We start from the raw sequence: 26,259 nt of genomic DNA on the forward strand, positions 1-26,259 counted from the left end.
GAAGAAATGCGCCGTACCTGTGGGAGCGGGTTTACCCGCGAACACCGGCGCAGCCGGTGCCATCCACCGCGTCGCCTGCTTCGCGGGCATGCCCGCTCCCACAGGGTGCCCACCAGCTGAAGGAATGCGCCGTACCTGTGGAAGCGGGTTTACCCGCGAACACCGGCGAAGCCGGTGCCATCGGCCGGTGCTGCCAGCATTCAGAAAAATGCCTGCCGGATCCGCTTCTTGTCGATCTTGCCAACGCTGGTCTTGGGGATCTCGTCCACGCAACGCAACTGCCGTGGTATCGCCCATTTGTTCAGGTGCCCGCTGTCGACAAACGGCTGCAGATGCCCGGCCAATCCCGCCTGGTCGAACTGCATGCCGTCACAACAGACTACCAAGGCCAACGGTTGCTCACCCCACTGCGGGTCCGGGATGCCGATCACCGCCACCGACGCGACAGCCGGGTGCTGGCTGATCAGGTTTTCCAGCGCCACCGAGCTGACCCACTCGCCTCCGGTCTTGATCACATCCTTGATCCGGTCACGAATACGCACCACACCCGCCGGGTCGATGCAGGCCAGGTCGCCGGTATGCATCCAGCCCCCCAGCCACAACGCGGCACCCTGCTCCGGTTCATGCAGGTAGCCCTGGGTCAGCCACGGTGCACGCACCACGATTTCACCCAGGCTTTCGCCGTCACGGGGCACATCAATGCCTTCGGCGTCGACGATGCGCAGGTCCACCAGGGCAATCGGCACGCCGGCATCGATACGCAGCGGCAGCTGTTGCGCCATGGGCAGTGCCAGCAGCTCGGCGCTCAGGTGGGTGATGCTGAGCAGTGGGCAGCTTTCCGACATGCCGTAGCCACAATGCACGCTGATGCCGCGCTCGCTGGCACGCTGCGCCAGGCCCAGGGTCAGGGCGCTGCCGCCCAGCAGCATCTTCCAACCGCTCAGGTCGGCGCGGCGCCCTTCTTCGCTGTCGAGCATCATCTGCAGCACCGTGGGCACGCAATGGGAGAACGTCACGCCCTCGTCACGGTACAAGCGCACCAGGCGGTTGGGCTCGTAGCGCCCGGGATAGACCTGCTTGATACCCAGCGCCGTGGCCACATAGGGCACGCCCCAGGCATGCACGTGGAACATCGGCGTGATGGGCATGTACACGTCGCCGCTGCGTAGTAGCGGCACCTCGCCGCAGGCAGCCAGGGTGCCCTGCTCGACCAAGGTATGCAGCACCAGTTGCCGGTGGCTGAAGTACACGCCCTTGGGGTTGCCGGTGGTACCGCTGGTGTAGAACAGCGTGGCCAGTGAGTGCTCGTCGAAATCGGCGAAGTCGAACTGCGGCTCGGCAGCCGCCAGCAGTTCTTCGTACTCACCCAGCAGCGGTACATCTTGCGTTGCGGGGTCGCCTTCGCCGAGGCGAATGAAACCCTCCACCGTCGGCAAGTCATCGCGCAATTGCGCCATCAACGGCAGGAAATCGTCATGTACCAGGACCAGGCGGTCCTCGGCATGGTTCATGGTGTAGCGCACCTGCTCGGTGGACAGCCGTACGTTCACCGTGTGCAGCACCGCGCCCAGCATCGGCACGGCAAAGAAGCACTCCAGCGCCCGGTGGCTGTCCCAGTCGAGCAAGGCCACGGTGTCGCCAGGCTTGACCCCGGCGGTGGTCAGCACATTGGCTAGCCGCTGAATGCGTTCGAGCAGCGTGGTGTAGGTGTAGCGCAGCTTGTCGGCGTAGACGATTTCCTGGTTGGGCTGGTAGCGCACGCCCGACAGCAGCAGGCGCTTGATCAGCAGCGGATAGGCGTAGGCCTGCTCGGCCGCGGGCATGACGCGAGTGGTGATCATGTCGGCGGCCTTCACAGTTGCCCGGCCTCGAGCAGGTACAGGCTGTCGCTACCGGCCCTGACGGTGGCGCTCAGCGAATGAATGCGTGGCAGCAGGCGGGCAAAGTAGAACCGCGCGGTGCCCAGCTTGCTCAGGTGGAACGGCTCGGGGACCGCATGGCACTGGCATACCACGGCCATGCGTGCCCACAGGTAGGCGTAGAAGGTGTAGCCAAACACCTGCAGGTACTCCACCGCCGCCGCGCCAAGCTCGCGCGGGTTGCCCTGGGCGCGGTCGAGCACCCAGGCGGTCAGCTCGTCGAGGTTGCGCACGGCAGCCAGCAGCGGCGCGCCGAACTCGGCGCACGCCGCGGGCAGCGTCTCGACAAAGGCGGTAATTTCGTCGGACACGCTGCGATAGGCCTGGCCGCCATCGGCAAACAGTTTGCGCCCCACCAGGTCGAGGGCCTGGATGCCGTTGGTGCCCTCGTAGATCTGGGTGATGCGGCAGTCGCGGATCAACTGCTCCTGACCCCACTCGCGGATATAGCCATGGCCGCCCAGCACCTGCTGGCCGTGCACGGTGGTTTCCAGACCCATGTCGGTGAGGAAGGCCTTGGCCACCGGTGTGAGCAACGCCACCCTGGCCTCGGCCTGGGCGCGTGCGACCGGGGCCTCGCTGTATTTGGCCAGGTCCAGCTGCAGTGCCACATAGGTAGAGAAGGCCCGCCCGCCTTCGTTCAGCGCTTTCATGGTCAGCAGCATGCGCCGCACGTCCGGGTGGACGACGATCGGGTCCGCGCCTTGCCCCGGCGCTTCGGCACCGGTCGGCGCACGGCCCTGCTGGCGATCACGGGCGTAGGCGATGGCGCCCTGGTAGGAGCGTTCGCCCAGGGCCAGGCCCTGGATACCTACGCCAAGGCGCTCGTAGTTCATCATGGTGAACATCGCGTTGAGGCCCTTGTTCGGCTCGCCGACCAGGTAGCCGATTGCACCGTCGAAGTTCATCACACAGGTGGCCGAGGCCTTGATGCCCATCTTGTGCTCGATCGACCCGCAACTCACCGCATTGGCCTCGCCCAGCACGCCGTCGGCGTCAACCAGCACCTTGGGCACCAGGAACAGCGAGATGCCCTTGGGCCCGGCGGGCGCATCCGGCAGCCGCGCCAGCACCAGGTGGATGATGTTCTCGGTCAGGTCCTGCTCACCGCCAGTGATGAAGATCTTGGTCCCGCTGATGCGGTAGCGGCCATCGGCAACCGGCACGGCGCGGGTGCGAATCAGGCCCAGGTCGGTGCCAGCGTGCGGCTCGGTCAGGCACATCGAACCGGTCCAGCGCCCTTGGTACATGGGCGGCAGGAACAGCGCCTTCAACGGCTCGCTGGCATGGTTGAGCAGCGCCAGGCAGGCCCCGGCCGTGAGCATCGGGTACAGGCCGAACGACAGGTTGGCGGCATTGAGCATTTCTTCGAGCTGGGCACCGATCACTTTCGGCATGCCCATGCCGCCATATTCCGGGGCACCAGCCACACCCACCCAGCCATCTGCGGCAAATGCCCGGTAGGCATCGGCGAAGCCATCGGGGGTGTATACCTGGCCGGCCTCCCAGCGGCAGCCCTGCTCGTCGCCACAGCGGTTGAGCGGCGCCACCACCTCGGCAATCAGCCGGCCGGCCTGTTCGAGCACGGCCCGGGCAGTATCGCCATCGACCTGCTCGGCCAGCGCGGGCGTTTGCGCCCACCAGGCCGGGATGTCGAACACTTCGTTGAACAGAAAATCCATGTCGCGCAGTGGCGGAAGGTAATCAGACATGAGGCGAACACTCGGTTTCTTGGGTTTGCGGAAGCGACGTGGCCTGGGCCTCGGCAGGCGCCGGGGCGGCCTGGCCACGCAGGAGGAAATGCGACAACGCAGGGATCAACACCAACGCGCCGAGCATGTTCCACAGGAACATGAAGGTCAGCAGCAGGCCCATGTCGGCCTGGAACTTGATCGGCGACCAGGCCCAGCCGACCACGCCGGCGGCCAGGGTAATGCCGACCAGCCCGACCACCCGGCCGGTGAAGGCCACGGCTTTCTGGTAGGCCTGGGCCAGGCTCAACCCGGCGCGCTGGTAGTGCAGTTGCACGCTGAGCAGGTACAGCGCGTAGTCCACGCCGATGCCTACGCCCAGGGCGATTACCGGCAAGGTGGCGACCTTGACGCCAATGCCCATGGCTACCATCAGCGCCTCGCACAGCACCGAGGTGAGCATCAGCGGCAGGATCGCCACCAGCGTGGCGCGCCAGCTACGGAAGGTGAACAGGCAGAACAGCGTGACCGCCAGGTACACCAGCAACAGCATGCGGTGGTTGGCCTCGCGGACCACCACGTTGGTGGCAGCCTCGATACCGGCGCTGCCGGCGGCCAGCAGGAACTGCTGTTCGGCGCTGCTGTTGGCCTGGGCAAAACGCTCGGCTACGGCGGCCACCTGGGCCAGGGTGTCGGCGCGATGGTCCTTGAGGTAGGCGATTACCGGCATCAGCGAGCAGTCGTTGTTGAACAACTCTGGGGCGTTGACCGAAGCCTGCTGGGCAGCGTAGTTGAGCACGTCCTGGTTGCGCTGCAGGCTGTTCAGGCGCGGGTTGCCTTCGTAGGTGCCGGCGGTGATCTGGCGCACTGCGTTGGCCAGCGACACGGTGGTCTGCACACCCGGCAATTGCTGCAGCTCCCAGGCCAGGCGGTCGGCAAGGACCAGTGTCTGGTATTGCAGGCAGCCTTCCGGAGCGGTCTTTACCATGACCGCGAAGGTATCGCTGGACAGCGCGTAGTGCTGGGTGATGTAGGCGTTGTCGAGGTTGTAGCGGGAGTCGGCGCGCAGCTCGGGGGCACCGCTGTCGAGGTCGCCGATTTTCAGTTGCAGGCTGCCCCAGATGCCGAGGGTGCCCAGGGCCAGGGCCACCAGCAGTGCGGCGCTGGCCCATTTTCGTTCGGTGAAGCGATCGAGCAGGTCCCACAGCCGGCCGAAGCCGCGGTGCTGGGCTGCGCGGGCGTCGATATGCAGGGCCCGCTCGGCAGCCTTGCGGCCAACACCAACATAAGACAGCGCCACCGGCATCAGCAGCAGCGAGGTGAAGATCAGCACCGCCACGCCGATGCTGGCGGTGATGGCCAGGTCCTGGATCACCGGGATGTCGATCAGCATCAGCACGGCAAAGCCCACCGCATCGGCCAGCAACGCAGTCACCCCGGCCACGAACAGGCGGCGGAAGGTATAGCGCGCTGCCACCTGACGGTGGGTGCCACGGCCGATGTCCTGGAGGATGCCGTTCATCTTCTGCGCCGCGTGGGATACGCCGATGGCAAAGATCAGGAATGGCACCAGGATCGAATACGGGTCGATGGCGTAGCCCAGCCAGGCGACGATGCCCAGCTGCCACACCACCGCGGTCAGCGAACACAGCACCACCAGCAGGGTGCTGCGTACGCAACGGGTATAGCAGTAAATGATCAGCAGACTGGTCAGCACCGCCAGGGCGAAGAACGCCATCACCTGGATCAGCCCGTCGATCAGGTCGCCCATCAGCTTGGCGAAGCCGATCACATGGATGCGGTACTGGCCGCTGGCCTGATACTGGCTGCGCAGTTGTTCGAGCTTCTGCGAGAAGGCGTGGTAGTCGAGGCCCTTGCCGGTGGCCGAATCCTGGTCGAGCAGCGGCACGACCAGCATGCTCGACTTGAAGTCGCGCGCCACCAGGCTGCCGACGATGTTGGCGCGCTCGATGTTCTGCCGCAGCTGCTCGATGTCACCCGCAGCGCCCTGGTAGCCGTCGGGCATCACCGGGCCGCCCTGGAAGCCCTCCTCGGTCACCTCGGTCCAGCGCACCGCCGGGCTCCACAGCGACTTCACCCAGGCCCGGTCCACGCCCTGGCTGAGGAACAGCTCGTCGTTGATTTGGCGCAGGGTCTGCAGGTAGCCCGGGTCGAAGATATCGCCCTGGGTGTTCTCCACCACCACCCGCACCGCGTTGCCCAAGCCACGCAGTGATGGGCGGTTTTCCAGGTAGTTCTGGATGTAGGGGTGGCTCTGCGGCAGCATCTTGTCGAAACTGGGGCGCAGCTCCAGGCGGGTCAGCGCCATGTAGCCCAGCACCAGGGTCGCCAGCAGCATGCACAGCAGGAACGGCAGGCGATGGTTGAACACCAGGCGCTCCAGGCAATTGCCCGAGCGTGGGTCGAAATCGTCGAGGTTGCGGATTACCGGCAGGGTGTCTTGGCGGGTAGCGGCCATCAGGGTCTTCTCTTGTTATGGGTGCAGCGTGGGGTTACCGGCCTGGTTGCGCACGCCCCGCTCGCCCACCAGTACCAGGCCGTTGCCGGTATCGGTGGCGAGCGCGGTCACCGGGCCACGGGCGCTTTGCGGCACCGGGCTGAAGCTGGCGCCATCATCCCGGCTGAGCAGCAGGTCGCCAGCCTGGCTGGCCAGCCACAGCTGGCCGTCACGGTCGACACCGGCGGCGGTGAGGCTGGTGTTCACACCCGTGCTGACCGGTTGCCATTGCCGGCCGCCATCGGTGCTGCGGTAGGCATGCCCACGCAGGCCGTAGACCAGCAGTACGCCAGGCTTGCCGACAGCACCGAACAGTGTGCCGGCGTAGGGTGTCTCGACACGGCTGAAGCGCTCACCGTCCTGCTTCAGCAACAGGCCTTGCTCGCCGGTGATGTACAGCTCGTCACCCACCACAGCCAGGCTGGTCAGGTGCAGGCCTTGCGGGTTATCGCTGTGGTCGAGCCAGGGCTGCCAGTGCTCGCCGCCGTCAACGGTGCGCAACAGCAGGTTGAACACGCCGACCGCATAGCCATTGCGGGCATCGCTGAACCACACGTCGAGCAAGGCATTGTCGCTACCCGTGCCCGGCAGTTGTTCGGCCAGCGCCCGGCCATCCAGCTGCTTCTGCCAGTGCACGCCGCCATCACGGCTGTGCAGCACCACGCCATCGTGGCCAACCGCCCAGCCCAGCTCGGGCGTGGCGAAGCTCACGGCATTAAGGTCGGCGCTGACCGGCACTTGGGCCTGCTGCCAGTGCGCGCCATGGTCGTCGGAGTACAGGATGTGCCCTCGCGGGCCCACCGCGACCAGGCGCTGGCCGGCCAGGGTTACATCGCGCAAGGCGCTGCTGGCGACCAGGGCGCTGGGCATGGCGGGCAGGTCCAATACATCGGTGAAGGGCGCAGCCTGGGCCGCACCCTGCAGCGCGGCCAAAGCCAGAACTACCGCGCTGCATCGTTTGAAGACAGACATTGCCACCTCTGCTCCGTGCGTTCAGCGAATGCCGTTGCCGGCCAGCGACTCAGGCGACCACTGGGTTTTCGACAGCGGGTCGATGTAGCGGATGCCGCCGTAGGCACCGACCACGCCATTGAGGTTGTAGGTGCCGCCGATCAGGTCGTAGATCATGAACGGCGTGGCGTCCGGGGTCTGCTTGTCATAGCTCTGGGTGAGGAAGGCGAACGAGCCGCGGTACAGCTGGCCACGGGCGTCGTACTGGTCCGAGGCCAGGGCGATCCAGCTGTCTTCGTCGAGGTAGAAGCGGCGCTTGTGGTAGATATGGCGCGCCCCGTCCTTGAGCTTGCCTTCCACCACCCACACCCGGTGCTTCTCCCAGCGCACGAACTGCGGCGCCAGGTGGTTGGGGGTAATCACCTGCTTGACGTCGGTGTTGTAGGTCAGCTGGTAGGTGTTGTACGGCACGTACATTTCCTGCTTGCCGACCAGGGTCCAGTCGTAGCGGTCCAGCGCACCGTTGAAGACGAACACGTCATCGTAGGTACCCGAACCGGAGGTGCCCGGGTTGGGCGTGTCGTAGGCCAAGTTCGGCGCCAGCTTGACCCGGCGCTGGCCCGGCAGGTACTGCCAGGCGCTGCGTGGCTGCACCAGCGGGTTGGCGGCATCGCGCAGCATCATCGCTTCGCCGGCACGGCGTGCGGGCCCGGTGTATACCAGCTTCATCTGGTAGTAGGTGTCCTTGGCACCGATCGGCTTGGCCATGTCTTCGTAGATCGGGTAGCTGATATTGGCCTGGCCGGTGGTCGACAGCGATGGCTTGCCAGCAGCGTCGACGTTCCACGAGTCGTACTTGGCAGTCATGCTCACGCCCTGATAGCGCAGCAGGAAGTTCCACATGGCCTCGGCGCCGTTCTGCGGAATGGGGAACGGGATGCCCGGCAGCACGTTGTCTACCGCAGTGCCGCCCTCCTTGCTGTTGGCGGCAGTGGCGTTCTTGCGGGTGTTGTCGAGTACCGCTTGCGGCAGCGCCACGCTACGGTGGGTCGGGTACACATCGACGCGGTAGCTGGGGTAGCGCTTGAGCAGTTCCAGGGTGGTGGCGGTCAGCTGGCCCTTGTACTGCTCGGCGTTCTTGCCATCGATCACCAGCAGCGGCTTGTCGCTGGCGAACGGGTCGGGGCGCATGCTGGCGCCGCTCTGGTAGCTGGCTGGTGGCGTCAGCAGGCCGCCCTGGTAGGCCGGGATCGAGCCATCGGCGTTGCCGGCCTTTTCCGCGCCGATGACGGTCAGGCTGGTGCCCAGGCGCGCGGCCTGGTCAGTGGAAACGGCGGCCTGGGCAGCGTTCAGGGCGGCCAGCGACAGGCACGAGGCCAGCAGGGTACGTACGAAATTCATGATGGTTGTCTTCCTGTGTAGGCTGTAGGAAACATGACTCAGAAGGTCGTCTTGACGGTCAGGTACAGGGCGCCACGGTCCTCGGTGGTGGCACCACCGCCGGAGAAGGAGGCGTAGCCGCCGCCGTAGCAGGTGTAATCCTGTTCGCCGTCCAGGGCGTTGGGGGTGCTGCCGTCGGTCTGGCCGTCCTTGCAGGCCTTGGTCTCACCGAAACTGTCGACGTACTTGAGGTCGACGAAGTACTGGTTGTAGATCGCGGCGCTCACGCCCACCGCATAGTTGCCGGTGTTCTCGGCGCCACCACCCTGCACCGGCGACACGCCGTCGAGGCCGACGTTGACCGACAGCGGCATGCTCAGGTCCATGCCCGGCAGCACCTGGTACCAGGTAGGGGTGAAGTTGACGGCGATGCCCCAGTTGTCGCGGGTGGCCTTGTCGATGCCGCGGTAGCTGCTCTTGCCCTTGTACAAGGCCTCGTTGTGGCTATCGAGCTTGAGCAGGTTGCTGTAGAACAGCTCGCCAAGCAGGGTTGCCGAATCGAACAGCGGCGTATCACCAATGGTCATCAGGCCGTTCAAGGTCCAGTGCAAGGTGTCGCCGGTGGCGCTCAGGCCGTCGCCATCCTTGGGCACGTCGTAGATCACCCCGCTGCTGGGCAGGCGTGCCGGCAGCAGGCCGAAGCCGCCGCCAAGGCCACCCTGGCCGGGGGCGCTGACGATTGCCGGGATGCTCGCCAGCGGCATGTTGTGGCGGATGTTCAGGTCGCTGCCGACACTGATGCCGCCCACATCCTTGGACAGGCTCAGGCCATAGATGTCGATATCGTCGGAGTAGGCGAACTGGTAGGTAGTGCTTTGCAGCGAGTTGTACAGGTTGCCGACTGCGCCTTGGCGGCTGCCCGGCGGGTTGCCGAACGGGCCGTTGGCGACGGTCATGCCGCGCGCGTCGAGCCAGGCCTGCGGGAGGATCTCGGAGGTCTTGCGGTAGTAGAAGCCGAGGGTGCCGCCCAGCCACTCGGGCGACCACTTGGCCATGATGCCCCAGTCGCCGCTCTTGCCCGGGTTCAGGTCATGGCCACGGCGGATGGTGGTCAGCGCACCGCGCACCGGGATCAGCCCCGGGGTGCCGGTGTGGCCGAGCAGGAAGCTTTGGGCGCCCTCGCCTACCACGTCCGAGCCGCCATAGTAGGTACCGGCTTCGGGCAGGCGGGCGGCGTCCCAGTCGAAGAAGTATTGGGCGCCCAGGGTCAGTTCAGAGTTGACCAGGAACGAGGTCGACAGCTGGTTGCGCGGCACGAACAGCTCCTTGGCCTCGGTGCCCGGCGAGGCGGCCAGCTTGGCCAGGTCCAGGCCCGACTGGCCGTAGCTCAGCGAGTGCACCGGGTTGAGCAGGGTTTCACCCCAGAACAGGTTGTGCTGGCCCAGCTTGGCGCTGACCTGCGAAGCCTCGCCGACTTCACGGCTGAAGAACACGAAGGCATCCAGCACTTCACCGGACGGGCCGCTGTAGTAACGCTGGGCGTAGTTGCTCAGGTGCGGGCTGCCCAGCGGCACACCGGTGCCGGGCAGGCCATTGAGGCTGGGGTTGATGCCGGACTGGTCACCGTTGCCGTTGACGAACGGGTTGCTGTTGGAGCCGGTGTTGTCATAGGCCTTGTCGTACCAGCTGGCGGTGCTGACGCGGAACCCGGTGTTGCCCTGGTAGACCACATCCAGTTCGGTCAGCAGGTCGACCCGGTTGGTGATGTTGGTGCCGGCCTTGCGGAAGTTGTAGTCACCGTCGTTGCTGTTGGGCGTGCCCAGCATGCGCTTGTCGGCGCTTTCGGTGCGTACGCCGTAGTTGTACTTGACGGTGTTGTCGAAGCGCACGGCCCAGTTTTCATTACCGGTATCGACTTCGAACGCCTGGGCGGCGGGCAGCGTGAGCAGGCCGATGGCGCAGGCGAGCAGGCAGCGCTGTGGTTTCACAGCACGGTGAATGCGGTGTTCTGGCATTACGATGGCTCCACGTATTGTTATTGTTTTTTTCGCCGCCCGTCTTTTGCGAGCGTGGCTGGGGCGTCCATGCGCTATTGCAGGTTGGGCTGGTCCAGTCGCTGGATGAACGCCTCGGCCTGCGGCCAGGGGCCGAAGCCGGAGGCCGGGTTGAGGTGGCCGACAGCCCCCAGTGCGACCAGTTCGCTACCCCAGCCTTGGGCCAGGGTGCTGGCCGCGGCAAAGCTGGCCAGGTGGTCGTTGCTGCTGGCCGCGACAATGCTGGGGAACGGCAGCGGCGCCTGGGGCAATGGCGACCAGCCGTGCTCGGCCAGGCTGGTCGGGCTAGGGTAGTGGGCCGGCCATTGCGCGTTCAGGTCGGGCGGCGCCGCCAGCAATGCCCCCTTGATCGGCCGCCGGTAGCGTGCCGCCCAGTGGGCGACCATCAGCACGCCAGCGCTGTGCGCCACCAGGATCACCTCACCATCGATCTGGTCCAGTTCGCGCTGGATCGCCTCGACCCGGGCTGTGCAGCTCAGGCCGTCGACCTGTAGCGGCGGTACGCTGCGCACCTTGGCCAGGCGGCCTGCGAGCAGGGTCTGCCAGTGTTCGGCGACATGGTCGCGCAGGCCGGGGACGATCAGCACGGTGGCAGTGGTTTGCAGTTTTTCCACGGTGAACCTCGTGTGCGGTGTAGCTCTTGAGGTTCACAGTAAACAGCCCACCCACCGGGTGCTTCACATTGGGCGTCAGGGGCTTTTCATTTGATGACAATGGCCAAGACAGGGCTTTGCTTTTCAATTCATGACACGCAGGCTATAAAACACAAAACGCATGTCGGCATACCCAACAACAAGAAACCGCATGGAAAACAACCAAAGATGCCTGCCCTAGTCCGTGCCGCCAGCTTGACCAATTACCTTGAGGTGTCCCGCCACCTGGGCCTCAATCCCCATGCACTGTTGGCACAGGTTGGCCTCAGCGCCGCGTTGCTCGATGACCCCAACCGGCGTATCCCGGTTGCCAGCGTCATCACCTTGCTGGAGGCCTCCGCCAGCGCCACCCGTTGCGAAAGTTTCGGCCTGCGCATGGCCGAGTTGCGGCAACTGTCGGACTTCGGCGAAATCAGCCTGCTGCTCAGCCACCAACGCACCCTGCGCGATGCGCTGCAGGTAATCGTGCAGTACCGTCACCTGCTCAATGACGCTCTGGCCATTCATATCGAGGAAGCCGGCACGACCGTGGTCATCCGCGAGGAAGTGATCAACGAACGCGCGCCCTGCAGCCGCCAGGCCACCGAGCTGGCGATCGGCGTGATGATGCGCCTGTGCGCGGCGCTGCTAGGTGCGCATTGGCACCCGATCAGCGCCAACTTCACTCACGCGCCTCCCGCCGACCTGGCCACCCACCGGCGCATTTTCGGCTGCACGCTGGTGTTCGGCAGCGAGTTCAACGGTATCGTCTGCCCGGCCGCCGACCTCGACAGCGCCAGCCCGCAAGCCAACGAGGCCATGGCGCGCCTGGCGCAGCGCTATCTGGACAGCCTGCCGGCGGGCGGCACGCCGTCCCTGGAGCTGGAGTTGCGCAAGACCATCTACCTGCTGCTGCCCATGGGCCGCGCCACCATCGAGCAGGTGGCACAGACCCAGGGCATGAACGTGCGCACCCTGCAGCGGCGCCTGGAAGAAAGCGGGTTGACCTTCAAGGACCTGATCAACAGCGTGCGCCGTGACCTGGTGATGCGCTACCTGGAGAACCCCGGCTATTCGCTGGGGCGTATCGCCGACATGCTGGGTTATTCGATGCCCAGCTCGTTCACCCGTTGGTTCATCGCCCAGTTCGGCATGCCACCGGCCAGTTGGCGGGCACAGCGGGCTGGCCCATTGGGGCTGCCATGCAGCCCATCGCCGGCAAGCCAGCTCCCACCTCGACCGTATTGACATCAAGCCTTGCGCTATCCCTGTGGGAGCTGGCTTGCCGGCGATGAGGCCAGAACAGGTATGGTAAAAACCCTCGACCCAGCGCGGGCCCTGTGGGAGCGGGCATGCCCGCGAAGCAGGCGGCGCGGAGTGTTGTCACCCACGGTCACTTTCTAAAGGCCCCAGTGCATCAACGCCAGCACCAAAAGCACAAGAAACACGCTCTCCCCCACCATCAGCGCAATGGGTTTCAACCCGACCGAGGCCAGCGACTCGAGTTGGGTTTTCATGCCCAGGGCACTGATCGCCACCACCAGGCAGCCACGCGACAGGTCGTTGATACCGCCTTGCACCGCGGTGGGTACCCAGCCTGTGCTGTTGACGCACGCCAGCAGCAGGAAACCGACCGCGAACCATGGCAGCAAGGGCGGCCGCTGGCCACCGGCCTCGAGGCCCTGGCGCCGGGTGATCATGGCTGCGCAGACAATGACCGGCAACAGCATGGCCACCCGCATCAGCTTGACCACCGTGGCGATGTCGCCGGTCTCGGTAGACATGCTGTAACCCGCCCCCACCACCTGTGCCACGTCGTGGATGGTCGCCCCGAGGAAGATCCCGGCCTGCGCCGGGGACAGGTGCAGCCACTGGGCAATCATCGGGTACAAGATCATCGCCAGGGTCGACAGCGCCGACACGCCGATCACGGTGAACAGCGTTGCATGCTCCTTGCGCGGGTGCTGTGGCAAGGCAGCTGCCAGCGCCAGCGCCGCCGAGGCACCGCAAATGGCCGTGGCACCGCCGGTAAGCATGCCGAACAACCGTGAAAACCCCAGCACCTTGGCCACCACCACCGAGACCAGGATGGTCACCACCACCAGGGTCACGACCAGGGCCACGGGCTTCCAGCCCAGGCTGGCGATCTGGTCCAGGGTGATGCGCATGCCAAGCAGCGCCACGCCCAGGCGCAGTACCGTGCGGGCGGTGAACTCGATACCGGCCTTGCAGGGGCCGTCGACCGCGAGAAAGTTCAGCGCCATCCCCAATAGCAAGGCAAACAGCATGACCGGGGCCGCGTAATGCTCACCGAGGAAACTGGCGGCCGCGCCGACCACAAGGCTGACCACCACCCCCGGGGCAAGGGTGCGGATACGCTGATGGGTAGCGCCAAGTGCCAGTGTATTCATTGCCCCGCCTCCTCACTGTCAAACACGATGTAGACCTGCCCGCCCTGCTGCTCGACCGGGTAGCTGGCAACTTTCAAGGCCCTGGAATTGACCAGGTAGCCACTGGCCAGGTCAAAGCGCAGGCCATGCGCGCAGCACTGGATGACACGGCCTTCCAGCCGGCCGCCGCACAACGACGCGCCCTGGTGCGGGCAGCTGTCTTCGATGGCATAGAGCGAGTCGGCAACGTTGAACAGCGCCACGCTGCGCCCTTCGCAGGCCAACAGCACACGGCCGTCACGTTCCGGCACCTGATGGGGGGCCAATGCAATGCGCCGGGTCATGCCCTCTCAACCTCTTGCAGCGCTTCGGTCATGGCCGCATACAGCACCTCGGCAGGCTGTGCACCCGCAACGAGCGGCCCCTGATTGAAACGGAAGCGCGGCACGGCACTGCCAGCGCGCCCGGCCCCATCGAGGAACGGGCTACCATCGTCACGCAGGCAGTCGACTACCTGCGCGACATCCAGCCCACAACGCTGTGCGATGTCGAGCAAGGTGCGGCTATCCCCCAGGTCGCGGCCCTGGTGGAAATAGGCGATGAACAGCTGCGCCAGCAAGGCTTCCAGTTGCGCTGCTTCGAGCAACTGGGCAGCCCGTTGCAGCAGCCGATGGGCATTGCCGGTGTTGGGCATGCGGCGAATACGCGAGAAGTCGATGTCCTCGCCTACCACACGGGCAGCGGCGCGCACCTGGGCCTGGCGCTCGCGTACCGCCTCCTCGCTGCCCAGGCGTTGCAGATAGAAGGCATGGAACGGCACGCCACCGGCTGGCAAGCCAGGCAACAACTGCACACCTCGCCATTGCAGTTGTACCTGCACTTGCGGCTGTTCGCGCTGCAACAGCAACAGGGCGGCCTGCAGGTGCCGCTGGCCAATCAGGCACCACGGGCAGACGAAATCGAAGAACACTTCGACGGACAACAGCTGTTTCACGGTTTCAACTCCCGGGGTGCGTCGGCGGCGTCGTGTGCCGGTGCATGCAGACGGTCCATGTCGCGGTGGTAATGACGTTTGGCGAGGAAAAACACCGCCGCCGCGCCGATACTCATCAGCGGCACCAGCTGGAAGGCGGCATGCAGGCCGATCAGGTCGGAAACGCGCCCGGTGATCAGCGGCCCGGTGGCCAGGCCCAACAGGTTGTTGGCCAGGGTCAGGGTGGCAAACGCGGTGCCGTGCACCGAGGCGTGGGTGAGGTTGGCGACCATGGCACTGGATGGGCCGTTGGTGCCGGCGGCGATCATCATGCCCAGGCAGATCAGCACCAGTTGAGCGGTGCCGGCTGGCAGCGCGAAAGCGAGGGACAACAGCGCGCAGCTGCCCAGGCAGTAGGCGATGGCCAGGCTGATCTTGCGGTCCGGGCGCTGCCGCCCGAGGCTGTCGCAGAGCATGGCGCAGAGGATCATGCCGATGCCGCTGCACAGCACGATGACTGCGGCAATTGCCCCGGCGCGGTCGGTGCCCATGGCGTAATAGCGGTTCAGGTAGCTGGGCATCCAGACGATCACGGTGCCGCCAACGAACAGCTGCAGCCCGCTGCCGACGTAGGCCGCTATGACCGAACGGCTGCTGTACAGGGTGCGCAGCGGGCGGCCGGCCTTGCCTTGCGACTGCTGCGCGCATCGAGGCGCAATACGCGCCTCCTTGACGATCAGCGGGTACAGCATCGCCAGCACCAGGCCGAACAGCGCCATGCCGGCGAATGCCCAGCGCCAGCCCAGGTGCTGGGCCAGTACACCGCCCAGGGCCATGCCCAGCACCGAGCCGAACATGCCACCGGCCATGAACGCGCCGGCCAGGGTCGAGCGCATGTCGCGGGGGAACACGGCGACCACCACGGCGATGCCGACACTGCCGTAGGCAGCCTCGCCTACCCCGACCAGAAACCGCGCGACGAACATTTGCGGGTAGTTTTCCGCCAGGGCGCAGCCGAGGGTGGCCAGGCTCCACAGTACTGCCATCAGCACCAGGCTGCGCACCCGGCCGAAGCGGTCGGCCAGCAGCGACAGCGGGAAGGTCAGCAGGCCGACCATCAGCGCGACGATACCGCTGAGCAGGCCGAGCTGGCTGTCGCTCAACGCCCATTCGCCCTTGAGCAGCGGGAACACCGCATTGAGCACCTGGCGCGACATGTAGTCGGAGATCAACAGGCCAAAGGTCAGGGCGAAGACCACCCAGGCATAGCGCCGGGGGACGCTGTGGGCGGTGTCGGTGCCGGAATCTTCGGCACTGGCGAGATAGGTGGCCATGTTGCCTCCTTGGGGTGATGTGGGTTTTTCTTGTTCTTATGCATTGGCACGCCCCCTGTAGGAGCGGCCTTGTGTCGCGATGGGCCGCAAAGCGGCCCCCGAGTGAAGCGTCAACTCAACTATTGCCGGGGCTGCTGTGCAGCCCTGTCGCGACACAAGGCCGCTCCTACAAAGGCCAGCGCAGGCCAGTGAAGTCAGCGCTGCGGCACGCCCTTCACACCCGGCTGGCGATTCGGCGCCATGCCGTTGGCCTCGAGGGTCTGCTCAATGCTGTCGTACTGCTGCCCGATGCGGTAAATGGCGCGTGCTTCCTTGCCGCTGGCAATCTCGCGGCCCAGCTCATGGGCCACACGCACGGTCTGCTGGATCTGCTGCACCGAGGTAAAGCGCTTGCCATGCTGGTCGATGATGGTGTCTTCGTTGCCGCAGCGTGGGTGCAGGCCCATGGCCAGGGCCATGGTGTTGAACGGCAGCACGTTCTTCAGCAACGATTCGGCGGTCAGGGTGCAACCGTCCGGCGCGCGGTGGATGAAGTTGAAGAAGTTGAACGGGTTGGGGCCGTCGAAACCGCCGCCAATGCCGATCCAGGTCAGGTTCAGCGGGCCCATGTAGTCACCGCGGCGGACGATGCGCTCGAGGGTCTCCAGGGCATGCATGCCGGTCAGCTGGAAATGCGGCTGGATGTTGCTGGCCTGCAGGCGGCGCAGGTGCTCGCGGACCCAGGCCGGGCCGGCCGGCACGGTCATCTCGCTGTAGGCGGCATGAATCGCCGGGCTGGCCAGCGAGGTACCTTCCAGGTACTCGGGGTACAGCAACTCCATGATGTTCATCTGCGTGGTGTTGATGGCCACGGTCACCTGGTCGGGGCGCGGCGTGAGCTCGGCGAGCATGTGCCGGGTGTCGTCCGACAGCCACTTGGCCGCCTCGCCTTCGCCTTCCGGGGCAAAGGAAATCGACCCGCCAACCTGGATGATCATGTCCGGCACCGCTTCGCGCACACCGGCGATCAGCTCGTTGAACTTGGACAGGCGCTTGGAGCCCTTGCCGTCCAGTTCGCGCACGTGCAGGTGCAGTACGGTGGCACCTGCCTCGTAGCAGTCGACGGCCTTCTGCACCTGCTCGTCCATGGTCAGGGGAATGTCTTCAGGGAAGTCTTCGGGCATCCACTCCGGGCCATAGGGGGCCACGGTGATCACCACCTTTTCCATGTTTTCAGGGTGCAACGAATCGTCGAAGAATTGCATGCTGTAGTCCTCGCTATTGTTATTGTGCGGTTGCCGCCAGCGACGGCGACGAACTCAGAACGTGGGGCTGCCCTTGATCCCGGCGCGCTCCATCTTGCGGTGGCACGGCGGGTAGTCCATGACGGCGTAGTGCTGGGTGCTGCGGTTGTCCCAGATCGCCACGCTGTTGGGCTTCCAGCGCCAGCGCACCTGGTACTCCGGCAGGTAGGCCTGGCTGATCAGGTAACGCAGCAGGTCGCTGGCACCGGGGTTGGCGTCCTGCCCGAAGCGCACCCGCTGCGGGGTGTGGTAGTTGCTGAAATGGGTGGTGAAGGCGTTGACGAACAGCACCTGCTCACCGGTTTCCGGGTGGGTGCGCACCACCGGGTGCTCGGCATCGGGGAACTGCGCCTTCAGCGCCAGGCGCTTTTCCAGCGGCATGGCGGCGCCAAAGCTGGCCTCGATGCTGTGACGGGCGCGCAGGCCTTCGATCTTGGCCTTCACATCGCCTGGCAGGTTTTCATAGGCCAGCACCATGTTCGCCCACATCGTGTCGCCGCCCACGGGCGGGCATTCGATGCAGCGCAGCACACAGCCCATCGGCGGGGCCTCGCGCCAGGTGGCGTCGGTGTGCCAGGCATTTTCATAGCGGTCGTTGGGCTGGTCCGGGCGCTTGTAGATCTGCACCAGGCCCGGATGCACCGGGTCGCTGCCGGCCACCGGGTGGTCCTCCAGGTCGCCGAAGCGGCGGGCGAACGCCACGTGTTCGGCGCGGCTGAAGTGCTGGTCGCGCAGGAACAGCACACGGTGCCGGAGCAACTGCGCGCGAAGCTGGGCGAACAGGTCGTCGTCGTGGATCGCGTCGGCCAGGTTGACCCCACTTACCTCGGCACCGATCGCGCAGGTCAGTTGTTCGATGTGCATGCTGTTGCCCTCTTCAGATGACGAAGATCGACGAGCCGGTGGTCTTGCGCGCTTCCAGGTCACGGTGGGCCTGGACGGCATCCTGCAGTGCGTAGTGCTGGTTGATCTCGATACGGATGCGCCCGCTGCCGACGTGATCGAACAGCTCGCCGGCCAGGTCGGCCTTTTCCGCCGGGTCGGCGATGAAGTCGGCCAGTGCCGGGCGGGTGAGCTGCAGCGAGCCCTTGATCGCCAGCAACTGCGGGTCGAACGGCGGGATGGTGCCTGACGCCGTGCCGACGCAAACCATCAGGCCGCGGCGCTTGAGCGAATCGAGCGAGCCCATGAAGGTGTTCTTGCCAACGCTGTCGAACACCACGTTCACCCCTACCCCGTCGGTCAGCTCACGCACGCGCGTGGCAACGTCCTCGACGCTGTAGTTGATGACGTGGTTGCAGCCATGGGCGCGAGCCACTTCGGCCTTGGCCTCGGTGGACACCGTGCCGATCACGTTGAGCCCCAGCAGCTGCGCCCACTGCGCGACGATCAGGCCGACCCCGCCAGCGGCAGCATGCAGCAGCACGCTGTCGCCGGGTTTGAAGTCATGCAGCCGACGCAGCAGGTAGGCGGAGGTCAGGCCGCGCATGGTCATGGCGGCGGCGGTTTCGAAGGCGATGGTATCCGGCAGCTTGATCAGCGCGGCGGCAGGGATCAGGCGCTCGGTGCAATAAGCGCCCAGGGTGTTGAGGAAGCCGGTGTAGGTGACCCGGTCACCCACCGCCACCTGGGTCACGCCCTCGCCCAGCGCCTCGACCACGCCGGCCGCTTCCACGCCGATGCCATTGGGCAGCGGGATCGGGTAGGTGCCGTTGCGGAAATAGGTATCGGCGTAGTTCAGGCCCACCGCCACCTGGCGCAAGCGCACCTGCCCCGGGCCGGGCTCGCCGACCTCGGCGTCCTCGTAGCGCAGCACCTCGGGGCCACCGGTCTGATGGAAACGTACGACTTTGGACATGCTTGTCTCTCCAATCATCGATCTGGACGCATGGCGTCAGTTCTGGGTGATTGGACTGTATGCCCTTGGTGTGCGGGGTGCTTCGCATCGGACGACAGCGGGTTTTCATTTGATGACAGGACGGGCGTCGACCTGCCGATCACGAAAACCGTGTTTTATTCATGAGTCTCCTTGATGGTTATCAATGGCCAGACTAATACTTAAGTCTCTGCCTGGGGAGGCACGAAAAATGCAACCAAGATTCGTTATCGTTCCCGCTGTGCCGATCGAAAAGGAATCGTTCCGCGTGGGTAGCCGCTATTACGCCGCTACCGTTTGTGGGGGTTTCGACATTTACGATAACCAAGCGAAGGAGCGGCTCAAGCCCAGTTATCCAAGCAGGACGGATGCGCTGATGCGGTGCGAGCAGATGAACAAGCGCGGTGATGCAGGCTGATCGCGCAAGCAATAGCCTTGCTCGATCCCTGTGGGAGCGGCCTTGTGTCGCGAAAGGGGTGCGCAGCGCCCCCGAGATTTCAGCGTCAACACTCAAATTGCCGGGGCCGCTTTGCGGCCCTTTCGCGACACAAGGCCGCTCCCACAGGGGGTCACGTGGTCGTGGCCTCGCCCTGCTGCCAACCGGCAATCAGGCGCTGGGCATTCTCCTCGCAATCCATCCCCTGCGGCTTGTCTTCCATGCCTGCAATAACCGCCAGCAACTGCGCGCGGTTGTGCGCCAGCCGCTGCTGCATCGCTTCGATCTCCGCCACCTTGCGCTTGAGGCTGCCCAGCAATAGATCATGCCCTCCCGCCGCAGCCCCGGAGGCGTCGGTGAGTTTGCGCATTTCTTCCAGGCTGAACCCGGCCTGCTGGCCGCAGGTGATGACCTCCAGCGCCCGCACCACCTGCTCCGGGTAATCCCGGTAACCATTGCCCAGGCGCCGCGCAGTAATCAGTCCGCTGGCTTCGTAAAAGCGGATACGCGATGCACTAAGCCCCGTGCGTCGCGCCAGTTCACCAATTTTCATTGCGGCAGCATTCCCCTCTTGACCTTAAAGCTGACTTTAACCTTAGCCTTCTCCCGAACCTAGCCCACGCGCGCAAAAACCGATGCGTGGCAACCCTTTGCGGAGATCGCCATGACGCCGTTCCAGCCCCTGCACCTGCCCAATGGCAGTGTCATCCCCAACCGCATCGCCAAGGCGGCGATGGAGGAAAACCTGGCCAACCCGGACCAGACCCCTTCCGACCAGCTGCTGCGCCTTTACCAGGCTTGGGCCGAGGGCGGTGCCGGGCTGTTGCTGACCGGTAACGTGATGGTCGACCCTGGCGCCATGACCGGCCCGGGTGGCGTGATGCTCGATGCCAGCCAGCCACTGCAACGTTTTCGCGACTGGGCGCGCATCGGCCGCGCCCACGGCGCGCAGTTCTGGATGCAGATCAACCACCCGGGCCGGCAGATGCAGGCCAACCTCGGCCAGCCCACCGTGGCGCCTTCGGCCATTGCCCTGGACATGGGCGGTTTGTCCAAGCTGTTCCCCCTGCCCAAGGCACTGGACGAAGCCGAGATCGGCGCGTTGATCCAGCGCTTTGCCCGCACTGCGGCGCTGGCTGAAGAAGCTGGTTTCAGTGGCGTACAGATTCACGCTGCCCACGGTTACCTGCTGAGCCAGTTTCTTTCGCCTCTGAGCAACCAGCGCCAGGATCGCTGGGGTGGCAGCCTGGAAAATCGCGCGCGGTTGCTGCTGGAGGTGGTCAAGGCCGTGCGCGAGGTGGTTTCGCCCGGTTTCGCGGTGGCAGTGAAACTGAATTCGGCGGATTTCCAGCGCGGCGGTTTCGAACCGGCGGATGCGCGCCAGGTAGTGCTGTGGCTGAATGAATTGCCGGTGGACCTGGTGGAGCTGTCGGGCGGCAGCTATGAGGCACCGGCGATGCAGGGTGATGCCCGCGATGGGCGCACCCTGGCTCGCGAGGCCTATTTCCTGGAGTTTGCCCGGGAAATCGCCGCCATCGCGAAGATGCCGGTGATGGTCACCGGCGGTATCCGGCGGTTGCCGGTGGTCGAGCAGGTGCTGGCCAGCGGTGTGGCCATGGCGGGGATTGCCACGGCGTTGGCAGTCGAGCCTGCCCTGCCCCGGCGCTGGCAGCACGGCGAGCCGACGGCAACCGCCGAACTGCAGCCCATTCGCTGGAAGCGCAAGGCCTTTGCCGCACTGGCCTACATGGCCCTGGTGAAATTGCAGATGCGCCGCCTGGCGGCCGGCAGCCGGCCCAAGGCGCATGCGTCGCCCTTGGGCGCCTTGTTGCTGGAGCAAGGCTGCACGCTACTGCGGGTGCGGCAGTACAGGCGTATGATGAAAAGCCGAGCGGATTGATGGTGTGATCGCAGAGCCAGGGGTCGCACATTCGCGCGGGGAGCACCTGCCTTCATCGGCGTCCTCTACCGGAGCACTGCCATGAACAAACCCTTTCAAGCGCTGATCCTTGCACTGGCAGCGCTTTCTGCCTGCTCGTCCAACTCCGCGCTGTACCACGACCAGCCGCTGGTGGCGAAAGTCGCCAACGGCATGAGCAGAGACCAGGTCATGCAGGTCGGCGGCAAGCCCGCTGCCGAGACCGAACGCACCGTGGTGCCCGGTACCTGTTTCGACTACATGTTGACCAAAGCCGACAACCGGCAACCCTACAGCGTAAGTTTCGACGGCACCGGCAAAGTGGACAATACCGCTTTCATGACCTGCGCCGAGTGGAGCAATGCTCAGCGCAGGGCCCGCCTGCCCAGCATGGGCGGCTCTAGCGGATCGGGTTACTGAGTCAGTCCAGGCATTCCCTGGCAGCCTGGCGCAATTTGTCGCCAGACAGGAAGCTGCCCTTGTAGAAGGTCGCGCGGCTGCCCTCGCGGGAATCGACCACGTCCAATACATCATCGGATGCCACGGCGCTGGGAGCCGTCAACCGGTAGCCGTGGGCAATCGATTTCTGCGTGGCCTGTGGCGCCAGCGCTTGCCACTTGGGCAGTACGCAGGCGGCGTACTGCTGGGGCGATTTGTGGGTCAGTTTGCTGGCAGTGGGTTTGCCAGGGGTTGCGCAGCCGGCAAGGCCGGTGACCAGTACAGCGGAGAGAACGATACGAAACGTAGACATTTGCAATTGGCCATCAAGGATACGCGGCATTTTAACGGGGGTTGTATTGGCTTACCAATCAACCAAAGTCTCGCTGCACGGGCCGCAACTGATATTTCTGCCAGTGGCCTGGGTGAGTGAAGGCTGGGAAAGTGCATCTGCCAATAGCCTTCGGAGCACTAACCATGCAAAAGAACACCAACAGAATGCAACTCTTCTATCAGAATGGAAAACTGATCTCTCTGACGGTTGGTGAACAAGGTCGCAGCATTTTCCGTACTACAGATGTGCCACTCGCCGAACTGCAAACGGAAGGCACGCACTCCAGCGGCTTGCTGGCGACGAACGATAAGGGTTCAGTGCTGAACGTGCAGGAAAACTCCTGATTCTGGGGGAAAGGGCGCTATCGAGAACAGGCGCAGCCGGTATCAGCCACCGCGTCGCCTGCTTCGCGGGTGAACCCGCTCCCACAGGGACCCCATCAGCCGAAAGAATGCACCGTTCCTGTGGGAGCGGGCGCGCCCGCGAACACCGGCGTAGCCGGTGCCAACCACCGCGTCGCCTGCTTCGCGGGCATGCCCGCTCCCACAAGGACCCCACCTGCCGAAAGAATACGCTGTCCCTGTGGGAGCGGGCGCGCCCGCGAACACCGGCGCAGCCGGTGCCAGCCATCGCGTCGCCTGCTTCGCGGGCATGCCCGCTCCCACAAGAACCCCACCTGCCGAAAGAATACGCTGTCCCTGTGGGAGCGGGCGCGCCCGCGAACACCGGCGTAGCCGGTGCCAACCACCGCGTCACCTGCCGGGGGCGCTCGCTGACACCTGCGCCTGACGTCAATCCAGCGCGCCGTTCAATACCTCGTAGATGATCCCCGTAGCAACTGCCACCAGGATCAGGTCCGCACCCGCCTGCATCCATTCATAGCCATCGTAATGAGGCAGTTGCCCCAGCAGCCTGCCATCCAGCTTCTTGGCAATACCCGGCGGCAGCGGTTTGCCACGGGCCAGGTTCTTCTGAATGCCGGGGGGCAGCGCCGGCCCTGCGCTCCAGTAGCTGCGGTGCCCGTCAAGAATGCCAAGCACATCACCACGGTTTATCGACGGCCCACCATACGAGCCCCCGTGACCTTGACCATGCTGGCCCTTGTCCTTGCCATGGCCCTGCCCTTTACCATTACCCGGGTCGGCATAAGTGAGCGCCGGCCCCACTGCCAGCGCGATCGAGGTAGCGATAACTGCCCATCGACGCTTTGCCATAGCTGTTTCCTTACACCAGAGACGTCCCAGCACTGTAGACCAAAACCCGGTTCAGGGTGAAAGTCCCCAAACCCGGGTCAGGGCTTGGCACTCCGATAGAGCATGATGGCTGCCACATCGAGTGCCAACACGGCAACGGCGAAGAGAAACATGAAGTACAGATCTTCTGGAAACATGGCCGTATCCCCAAATGGGCAGGTTTTCAGGGATGCAGCAATTCCCGTTCCAAACGCCTGGCTGAACGAGCCTCCCCTCTGCTATCGAGATGATTGCTCCGTAACCACGACATCAGCCGGCAATGTTCCAGCGCGGCTTTCCCATTTTGCGACCACGATCGGCGCCAGCGCATTGCCGAGCACGTTCAGTGCCGTAACGGGCATGTCCATCAATCGATATACCCCTGCAATCAGGGCCACGCCTTCCAATGGCAAACCTGCCGCTGTCAGGGTTGCAGTCAGAATCACAAACATGAACCCGGGCACTCCGGCAGCGCCTTTGGACGTCAATACCATGATGAATACCAGCATGACCTGGTCGGCCAGGGCCAGTTCAATATTGTAGGCCTGCGCGATAAACAGCGTACCCAAGCCCGCAAACAGCGACGCGCCATCCAGATTGAATGAATAACCCAACGGGATCACAAGCGACGTGATCGCTCGCGGCACACCCCGTGCTTCGGTCTTGGCCATCAATTGTGGCATGACGGTGGCAGAACTCGCGCTGCTGAAGGCCAGTATCAGTTCATCCTTGAAGGCCTTGATGATCTCGAAGATATTCTCGCCAACAGCCCTGGCAACAAGGCCCAGCACGGCAATCGCGAAGAACAGTACCGCCACATAAGTAATGGCTATCAGCTTTGCCAGCGGCATCAGTGAATCAATCCCGAAGGTCGACACGGTGACAGCTATCAGAGCAAAGATGCCGATCGGTGAGTAGGCCATGACCATATGGGTGACCTTGAACATGGTATCCACTACCGTCTGCAGCACGGCAACCAAAGGCTGCCTCCTGGGTTCATCCAGCGTAGACAGTGCCACCCCGAACAAGATGGCGAAGAACAGTACCGACAACAGCTTCGCCTCTGCCATTGCGGCCACTACATTGTCAGGAATGATGCCTAACAATACCTTGCCGAGCCCTGCCGAACCATTTTGCACCGGTGGCACTGCTTCACTCGCCGATGAAACGGCGAAGCCCGCACCGGCGCCTGGCTGGAGCACGTTACCGACCAACAAGCCGAAAATGATTGCGACCCCGGTCACGACAAAGAAATAGACAAGGCTTTTTGTTCCCACCCGCCCCAGGGCACGCTTGCCAGAGCCGGCTACGCCTACCACCATGCAGGAAAACACCAGCGGCACGATGATCATTTTCATCAGTTTTATAAACGCATCGCCCGCCGGCTGCAGCACTTGCTCGATCCACCACCCCTTGTAATCGGGAAAATGATTCAACAACACGCCAACGCATATACCGACAGCCAGACCAATTGCAATTTGCGTGATTAAATTTATTTTTATTCTCACAGGACTGATCTCTGTTTTTATAAGACACTAGGAAGCAAAGACTGCATTCAAATTCTTGAACCCCTTGATTTCGATCGGATTACCACTTGGGTCCAGGAAAAACATTGTCCTCTGCTCGCCAGGCTCACCCTCGAAACGTACAACCGGTGGAATTTCGAACTGCACGCCCAGAACTTCAAGGCGTTCAGCCAAGGCTTGCCAGCGATCCAGAGGCAATATCACCCCGATATGAGGCATCAGTACAAGGTGCGGGCCGACCTTGCCAGTGCGGCTGGTTTCAAAGGGTTTGCCCACATGCAGAGATATCTGGTGACCAAAGAACTCGAAGTCTACCCACGTATCAGTGCTACGCCCCTCGACACAGCCAAGAACCTCTTTATAGAATTTTCTTGCTTCATCCAGGTCTTTGACATGATAAGCAACATGAAAGGGTGTCAACATGATGGTACTCCTCGAACGGAGCCACTATCCTCACACCGCCCGGCATTCATGTACACCAACTGACACTTGGCCTGAGCATAAGCATTACTTATGGATATTCAAAATCTGGAAAGCCTCATATCTGTTGTTGAATGCGGCTCCATTGCGGGTGCGGCAAAGAAAGCAAATGTTTCAGCCGCCGCAATAAGTTTGCGCATTCGAAACCTGGAGAAACACTTGGGCTGCACTCTCTTCAATAGAGAGGCACACGCGATAAGGCCGACAGAAAAGCTGCTGGCATTGGTTCCACGGATACGTTGCATCGTCGAGCATGCCAATCAGCTCAGGAACGACCTGAACGCCGATACGCTGATCGGGGAACTGCGCATTGGCGCCATATCAACCGCCCTCACTGGCCTTGTACCGGCAGCACTGGAGCATTTGTCATCCTCCGCGCCCGACCTCAAACTCACCATCACGCCCGGTGACTCGAAACTGCTTCATGACAAGCTGATCAATCAGGAACTGGATGCGGCAATTCTGGTGGCGCCACCCTTCAAGACAGCAAAATCGTTGAGAACGCTCACGTTGCGCAGCGAACCGCTGTGCTTGTTGGCACCTGCCGCGGCCTCCCGGGCTGAAGCGCAGGCAATGCTGGCCACCGGGCCCTATATCCGATATGCCGTGGACTCCTGGGGCGGCCTGATAACCCAGCGTTATCTGGACGATCTGGGCCTCGCGCCCAACGTCGCTTGCGACCTGGATGCGCTCGAGGCCATCAGCCTGTTGGTGTCGCTGGGGCAAGGCGTTTCCTTGGTACCGCAATGGCCGTCATTGCTGGAGCAATCGCCAAACGCCCGGATTCTGAGCGAAGAACCCAGGTACTGCCGCGACATAGTGCTGGCCTACAGTGCCGGCCATCACCGCACATCGGCAATCAAGCTGCTGGCATCCGTACTGATGGCCTGACAC

25 protein-coding genes are annotated in these 26,259 nt (G+C 64.0%); 6 read left to right on the plus strand and 19 right to left on the minus strand.

Annotated features, from left to right (window positions below; translation table 11 throughout):
* Positions 1-200: 200 nt before the first annotated feature.
* The 7 genes from CAG46_RS16805 to CAG46_RS16835 form a co-directional block, all read right to left on the minus strand.
* Entirely contained in the window at positions 201-1,841 is a 1,641-nt protein-coding gene (locus CAG46_RS16805; protein WP_085616683.1) for a fatty acid--CoA ligase, read from the minus strand.
* An 11-nt stretch (positions 1,842-1,852) separates the two neighbouring features.
* Entirely contained in the window at positions 1,853-3,631 is a 1,779-nt protein-coding gene (locus CAG46_RS16810) for an acyl-CoA dehydrogenase C-terminal domain-containing protein (protein ID WP_085616452.1), read from the minus strand.
* On the minus strand, positions 3,624-6,089 hold the full coding sequence (locus CAG46_RS16815; RefSeq protein WP_085616454.1) for an RND family transporter: 2,466 nt from the start codon (positions 6,087-6,089) through the stop codon (positions 3,624-3,626). The genes CAG46_RS16810 and CAG46_RS16815 overlap by 8 nt, the downstream gene beginning before the upstream one ends.
* A gap of 15 nt (positions 6,090-6,104) precedes the next feature.
* On the minus strand, positions 6,105-7,100 hold the full coding sequence (locus tag CAG46_RS16820; protein ID WP_085616457.1) for a YCF48-related protein: 996 nt from the start codon (positions 7,098-7,100) through the stop codon (positions 6,105-6,107).
* Between the two features lie 21 nt (positions 7,101-7,121).
* Entirely contained in the window at positions 7,122-8,480 is a 1,359-nt protein-coding gene (locus CAG46_RS16825; RefSeq protein WP_003258795.1) for a DUF1329 domain-containing protein, read from the minus strand.
* A gap of 38 nt (positions 8,481-8,518) precedes the next feature.
* Positions 8,519-10,474 (minus strand): DUF1302 domain-containing protein, encoded by a 1,956-nt coding sequence (locus tag CAG46_RS16830; protein WP_085616459.1) that lies wholly within the window; start codon positions 10,472-10,474, stop codon positions 8,519-8,521.
* A gap of 74 nt (positions 10,475-10,548) precedes the next feature.
* Entirely contained in the window at positions 10,549-11,127 is a 579-nt protein-coding gene (locus CAG46_RS16835) for an alpha/beta hydrolase (protein WP_085616461.1), read from the minus strand.
* Positions 11,128-11,334: 207 nt separating this feature from the next.
* Here CAG46_RS16835 and CAG46_RS16840 point away from each other — a divergent pair, with 207 nt between their 5' ends.
* Positions 11,335-12,393 carry an AraC family transcriptional regulator gene (locus tag CAG46_RS16840; protein WP_085616463.1) on the plus strand — a complete coding sequence of 353 codons (1,059 nt, stop codon included), beginning with the start codon at positions 11,335-11,337 and terminating at the stop codon, positions 12,391-12,393.
* A gap of 152 nt (positions 12,394-12,545) precedes the next feature.
* Here CAG46_RS16840 and CAG46_RS16845 read toward each other — a convergent pair whose 3' ends face one another.
* The 7 genes from CAG46_RS16845 to CAG46_RS16875 form a co-directional block, all read right to left on the minus strand.
* On the minus strand, positions 12,546-13,556 hold the full coding sequence (locus CAG46_RS16845; RefSeq protein WP_085616466.1) for a YeiH family protein: 1,011 nt from the start codon (positions 13,554-13,556) through the stop codon (positions 12,546-12,548).
* The gene (locus tag CAG46_RS16850) at positions 13,553-13,879 is read right to left on the minus strand and encodes a Rieske 2Fe-2S domain-containing protein (RefSeq protein WP_025338995.1); all 327 of its coding nucleotides are present in this window, start codon (positions 13,877-13,879) and stop codon (positions 13,553-13,555) included. The genes CAG46_RS16845 and CAG46_RS16850 overlap by 4 nt, the downstream gene beginning before the upstream one ends.
* The gene (locus CAG46_RS16855; protein WP_085616469.1) at positions 13,876-14,529 is read right to left on the minus strand and encodes a DsbA family protein; all 654 of its coding nucleotides are present in this window, start codon (positions 14,527-14,529) and stop codon (positions 13,876-13,878) included. The genes CAG46_RS16850 and CAG46_RS16855 overlap by 4 nt, the downstream gene beginning before the upstream one ends.
* Positions 14,526-15,842, minus strand: coding sequence for an MFS transporter (locus CAG46_RS16860; protein ID WP_085616472.1), 1,317 nt, complete (start codon positions 15,840-15,842; stop codon positions 14,526-14,528). The genes CAG46_RS16855 and CAG46_RS16860 overlap by 4 nt, the downstream gene beginning before the upstream one ends.
* Before the next feature lie 194 nt (positions 15,843-16,036).
* Positions 16,037-17,086: a 3-keto-5-aminohexanoate cleavage protein gene (locus CAG46_RS16865; protein WP_085616475.1), complete on the minus strand. Its 1,050-nt coding sequence runs from the start codon at positions 17,084-17,086 to the stop codon at positions 16,037-16,039.
* A 54-nt stretch (positions 17,087-17,140) separates the two neighbouring features.
* Positions 17,141-17,989: a TauD/TfdA family dioxygenase gene (locus CAG46_RS16870; protein ID WP_085616477.1), complete on the minus strand. Its 849-nt coding sequence runs from the start codon at positions 17,987-17,989 to the stop codon at positions 17,141-17,143.
* Positions 17,990-18,002: 13 nt separating this feature from the next.
* A complete protein-coding gene (locus CAG46_RS16875) occupies positions 18,003-18,983 on the minus strand; it encodes a quinone oxidoreductase (RefSeq protein ID WP_013972529.1) in 981 nt (326 codons plus the stop codon).
* A gap of 229 nt (positions 18,984-19,212) precedes the next feature.
* Between CAG46_RS16875 and CAG46_RS16880 the strand changes: the two genes are divergently transcribed.
* Positions 19,213-19,419, plus strand: coding sequence for a hypothetical protein (locus CAG46_RS16880; protein WP_085616480.1), 207 nt, complete (start codon positions 19,213-19,215; stop codon positions 19,417-19,419).
* A gap of 151 nt (positions 19,420-19,570) precedes the next feature.
* On the opposite strand, the gene CAG46_RS16890 is transcribed toward CAG46_RS16880, so the two are convergent.
* The gene (locus CAG46_RS16890; RefSeq protein WP_085616485.1) at positions 19,571-19,990 is read right to left on the minus strand and encodes a MerR family transcriptional regulator; all 420 of its coding nucleotides are present in this window, start codon (positions 19,988-19,990) and stop codon (positions 19,571-19,573) included.
* 111 nt (positions 19,991-20,101) lie between these two features.
* Between CAG46_RS16890 and CAG46_RS16895 the strand changes: the two genes are divergently transcribed.
* Together CAG46_RS16895 and osmE are read left to right on the plus strand one after the other, a co-directional pair.
* The gene (locus tag CAG46_RS16895) at positions 20,102-21,337 is read left to right on the plus strand and encodes an NADH:flavin oxidoreductase/NADH oxidase family protein (RefSeq protein WP_085616487.1); all 1,236 of its coding nucleotides are present in this window, start codon (positions 20,102-20,104) and stop codon (positions 21,335-21,337) included.
* An 81-nt stretch (positions 21,338-21,418) separates the two neighbouring features.
* On the plus strand, positions 21,419-21,775 hold the full coding sequence (gene osmE / locus CAG46_RS16900; protein WP_085616490.1) for an osmotically-inducible lipoprotein OsmE: 357 nt from the start codon (positions 21,419-21,421) through the stop codon (positions 21,773-21,775).
* A 1-nt stretch (position 21,776) separates the two neighbouring features.
* Here osmE and CAG46_RS16905 read toward each other — a convergent pair whose 3' ends face one another.
* The gene (locus tag CAG46_RS16905; RefSeq protein ID WP_085616492.1) at positions 21,777-22,136 is read right to left on the minus strand and encodes a hypothetical protein; all 360 of its coding nucleotides are present in this window, start codon (positions 22,134-22,136) and stop codon (positions 21,777-21,779) included.
* 134 nt (positions 22,137-22,270) lie between these two features.
* Between CAG46_RS16905 and CAG46_RS16910 the strand changes: the two genes are divergently transcribed.
* On the plus strand, positions 22,271-22,471 hold the full coding sequence (locus tag CAG46_RS16910) for a hypothetical protein (RefSeq protein WP_085616494.1): 201 nt from the start codon (positions 22,271-22,273) through the stop codon (positions 22,469-22,471).
* Positions 22,472-22,918: 447 nt separating this feature from the next.
* Here the strand turns inward: CAG46_RS16910 and CAG46_RS16920 are convergent, their stop codons facing one another.
* From CAG46_RS16920 to CAG46_RS16930, 3 genes are all read right to left on the minus strand, one after another.
* Positions 22,919-23,341 carry an anti-virulence regulator CigR family protein gene (locus tag CAG46_RS16920; RefSeq protein WP_013972524.1) on the minus strand — a complete coding sequence of 141 codons (423 nt, stop codon included), beginning with the start codon at positions 23,339-23,341 and terminating at the stop codon, positions 22,919-22,921.
* Between the two features lie 257 nt (positions 23,342-23,598).
* Positions 23,599-24,867 carry a cation:dicarboxylate symporter family transporter gene (locus tag CAG46_RS16925; protein WP_085616498.1) on the minus strand — a complete coding sequence of 423 codons (1,269 nt, stop codon included), beginning with the start codon at positions 24,865-24,867 and terminating at the stop codon, positions 23,599-23,601.
* 27 nt (positions 24,868-24,894) lie between these two features.
* A complete protein-coding gene (locus tag CAG46_RS16930; protein WP_025338983.1) occupies positions 24,895-25,308 on the minus strand; it encodes a VOC family protein in 414 nt (137 codons plus the stop codon).
* Positions 25,309-25,398: 90 nt separating this feature from the next.
* On the opposite strand from CAG46_RS16930, the gene CAG46_RS16935 reads away from it, so the two are divergent.
* A complete protein-coding gene (locus CAG46_RS16935) occupies positions 25,399-26,256 on the plus strand; it encodes a LysR family transcriptional regulator (RefSeq protein WP_085616500.1) in 858 nt (285 codons plus the stop codon).
* Positions 26,257-26,259: the final 3 nt, after the last annotated feature.

Origin of the sequence: Pseudomonas sp. B23(2017), from assembly GCF_002113725.1 — a bacterium.
GTDB classification, from domain to species: domain Bacteria; phylum Pseudomonadota; class Gammaproteobacteria; order Pseudomonadales; family Pseudomonadaceae; genus Aquipseudomonas; species Aquipseudomonas putida_Z.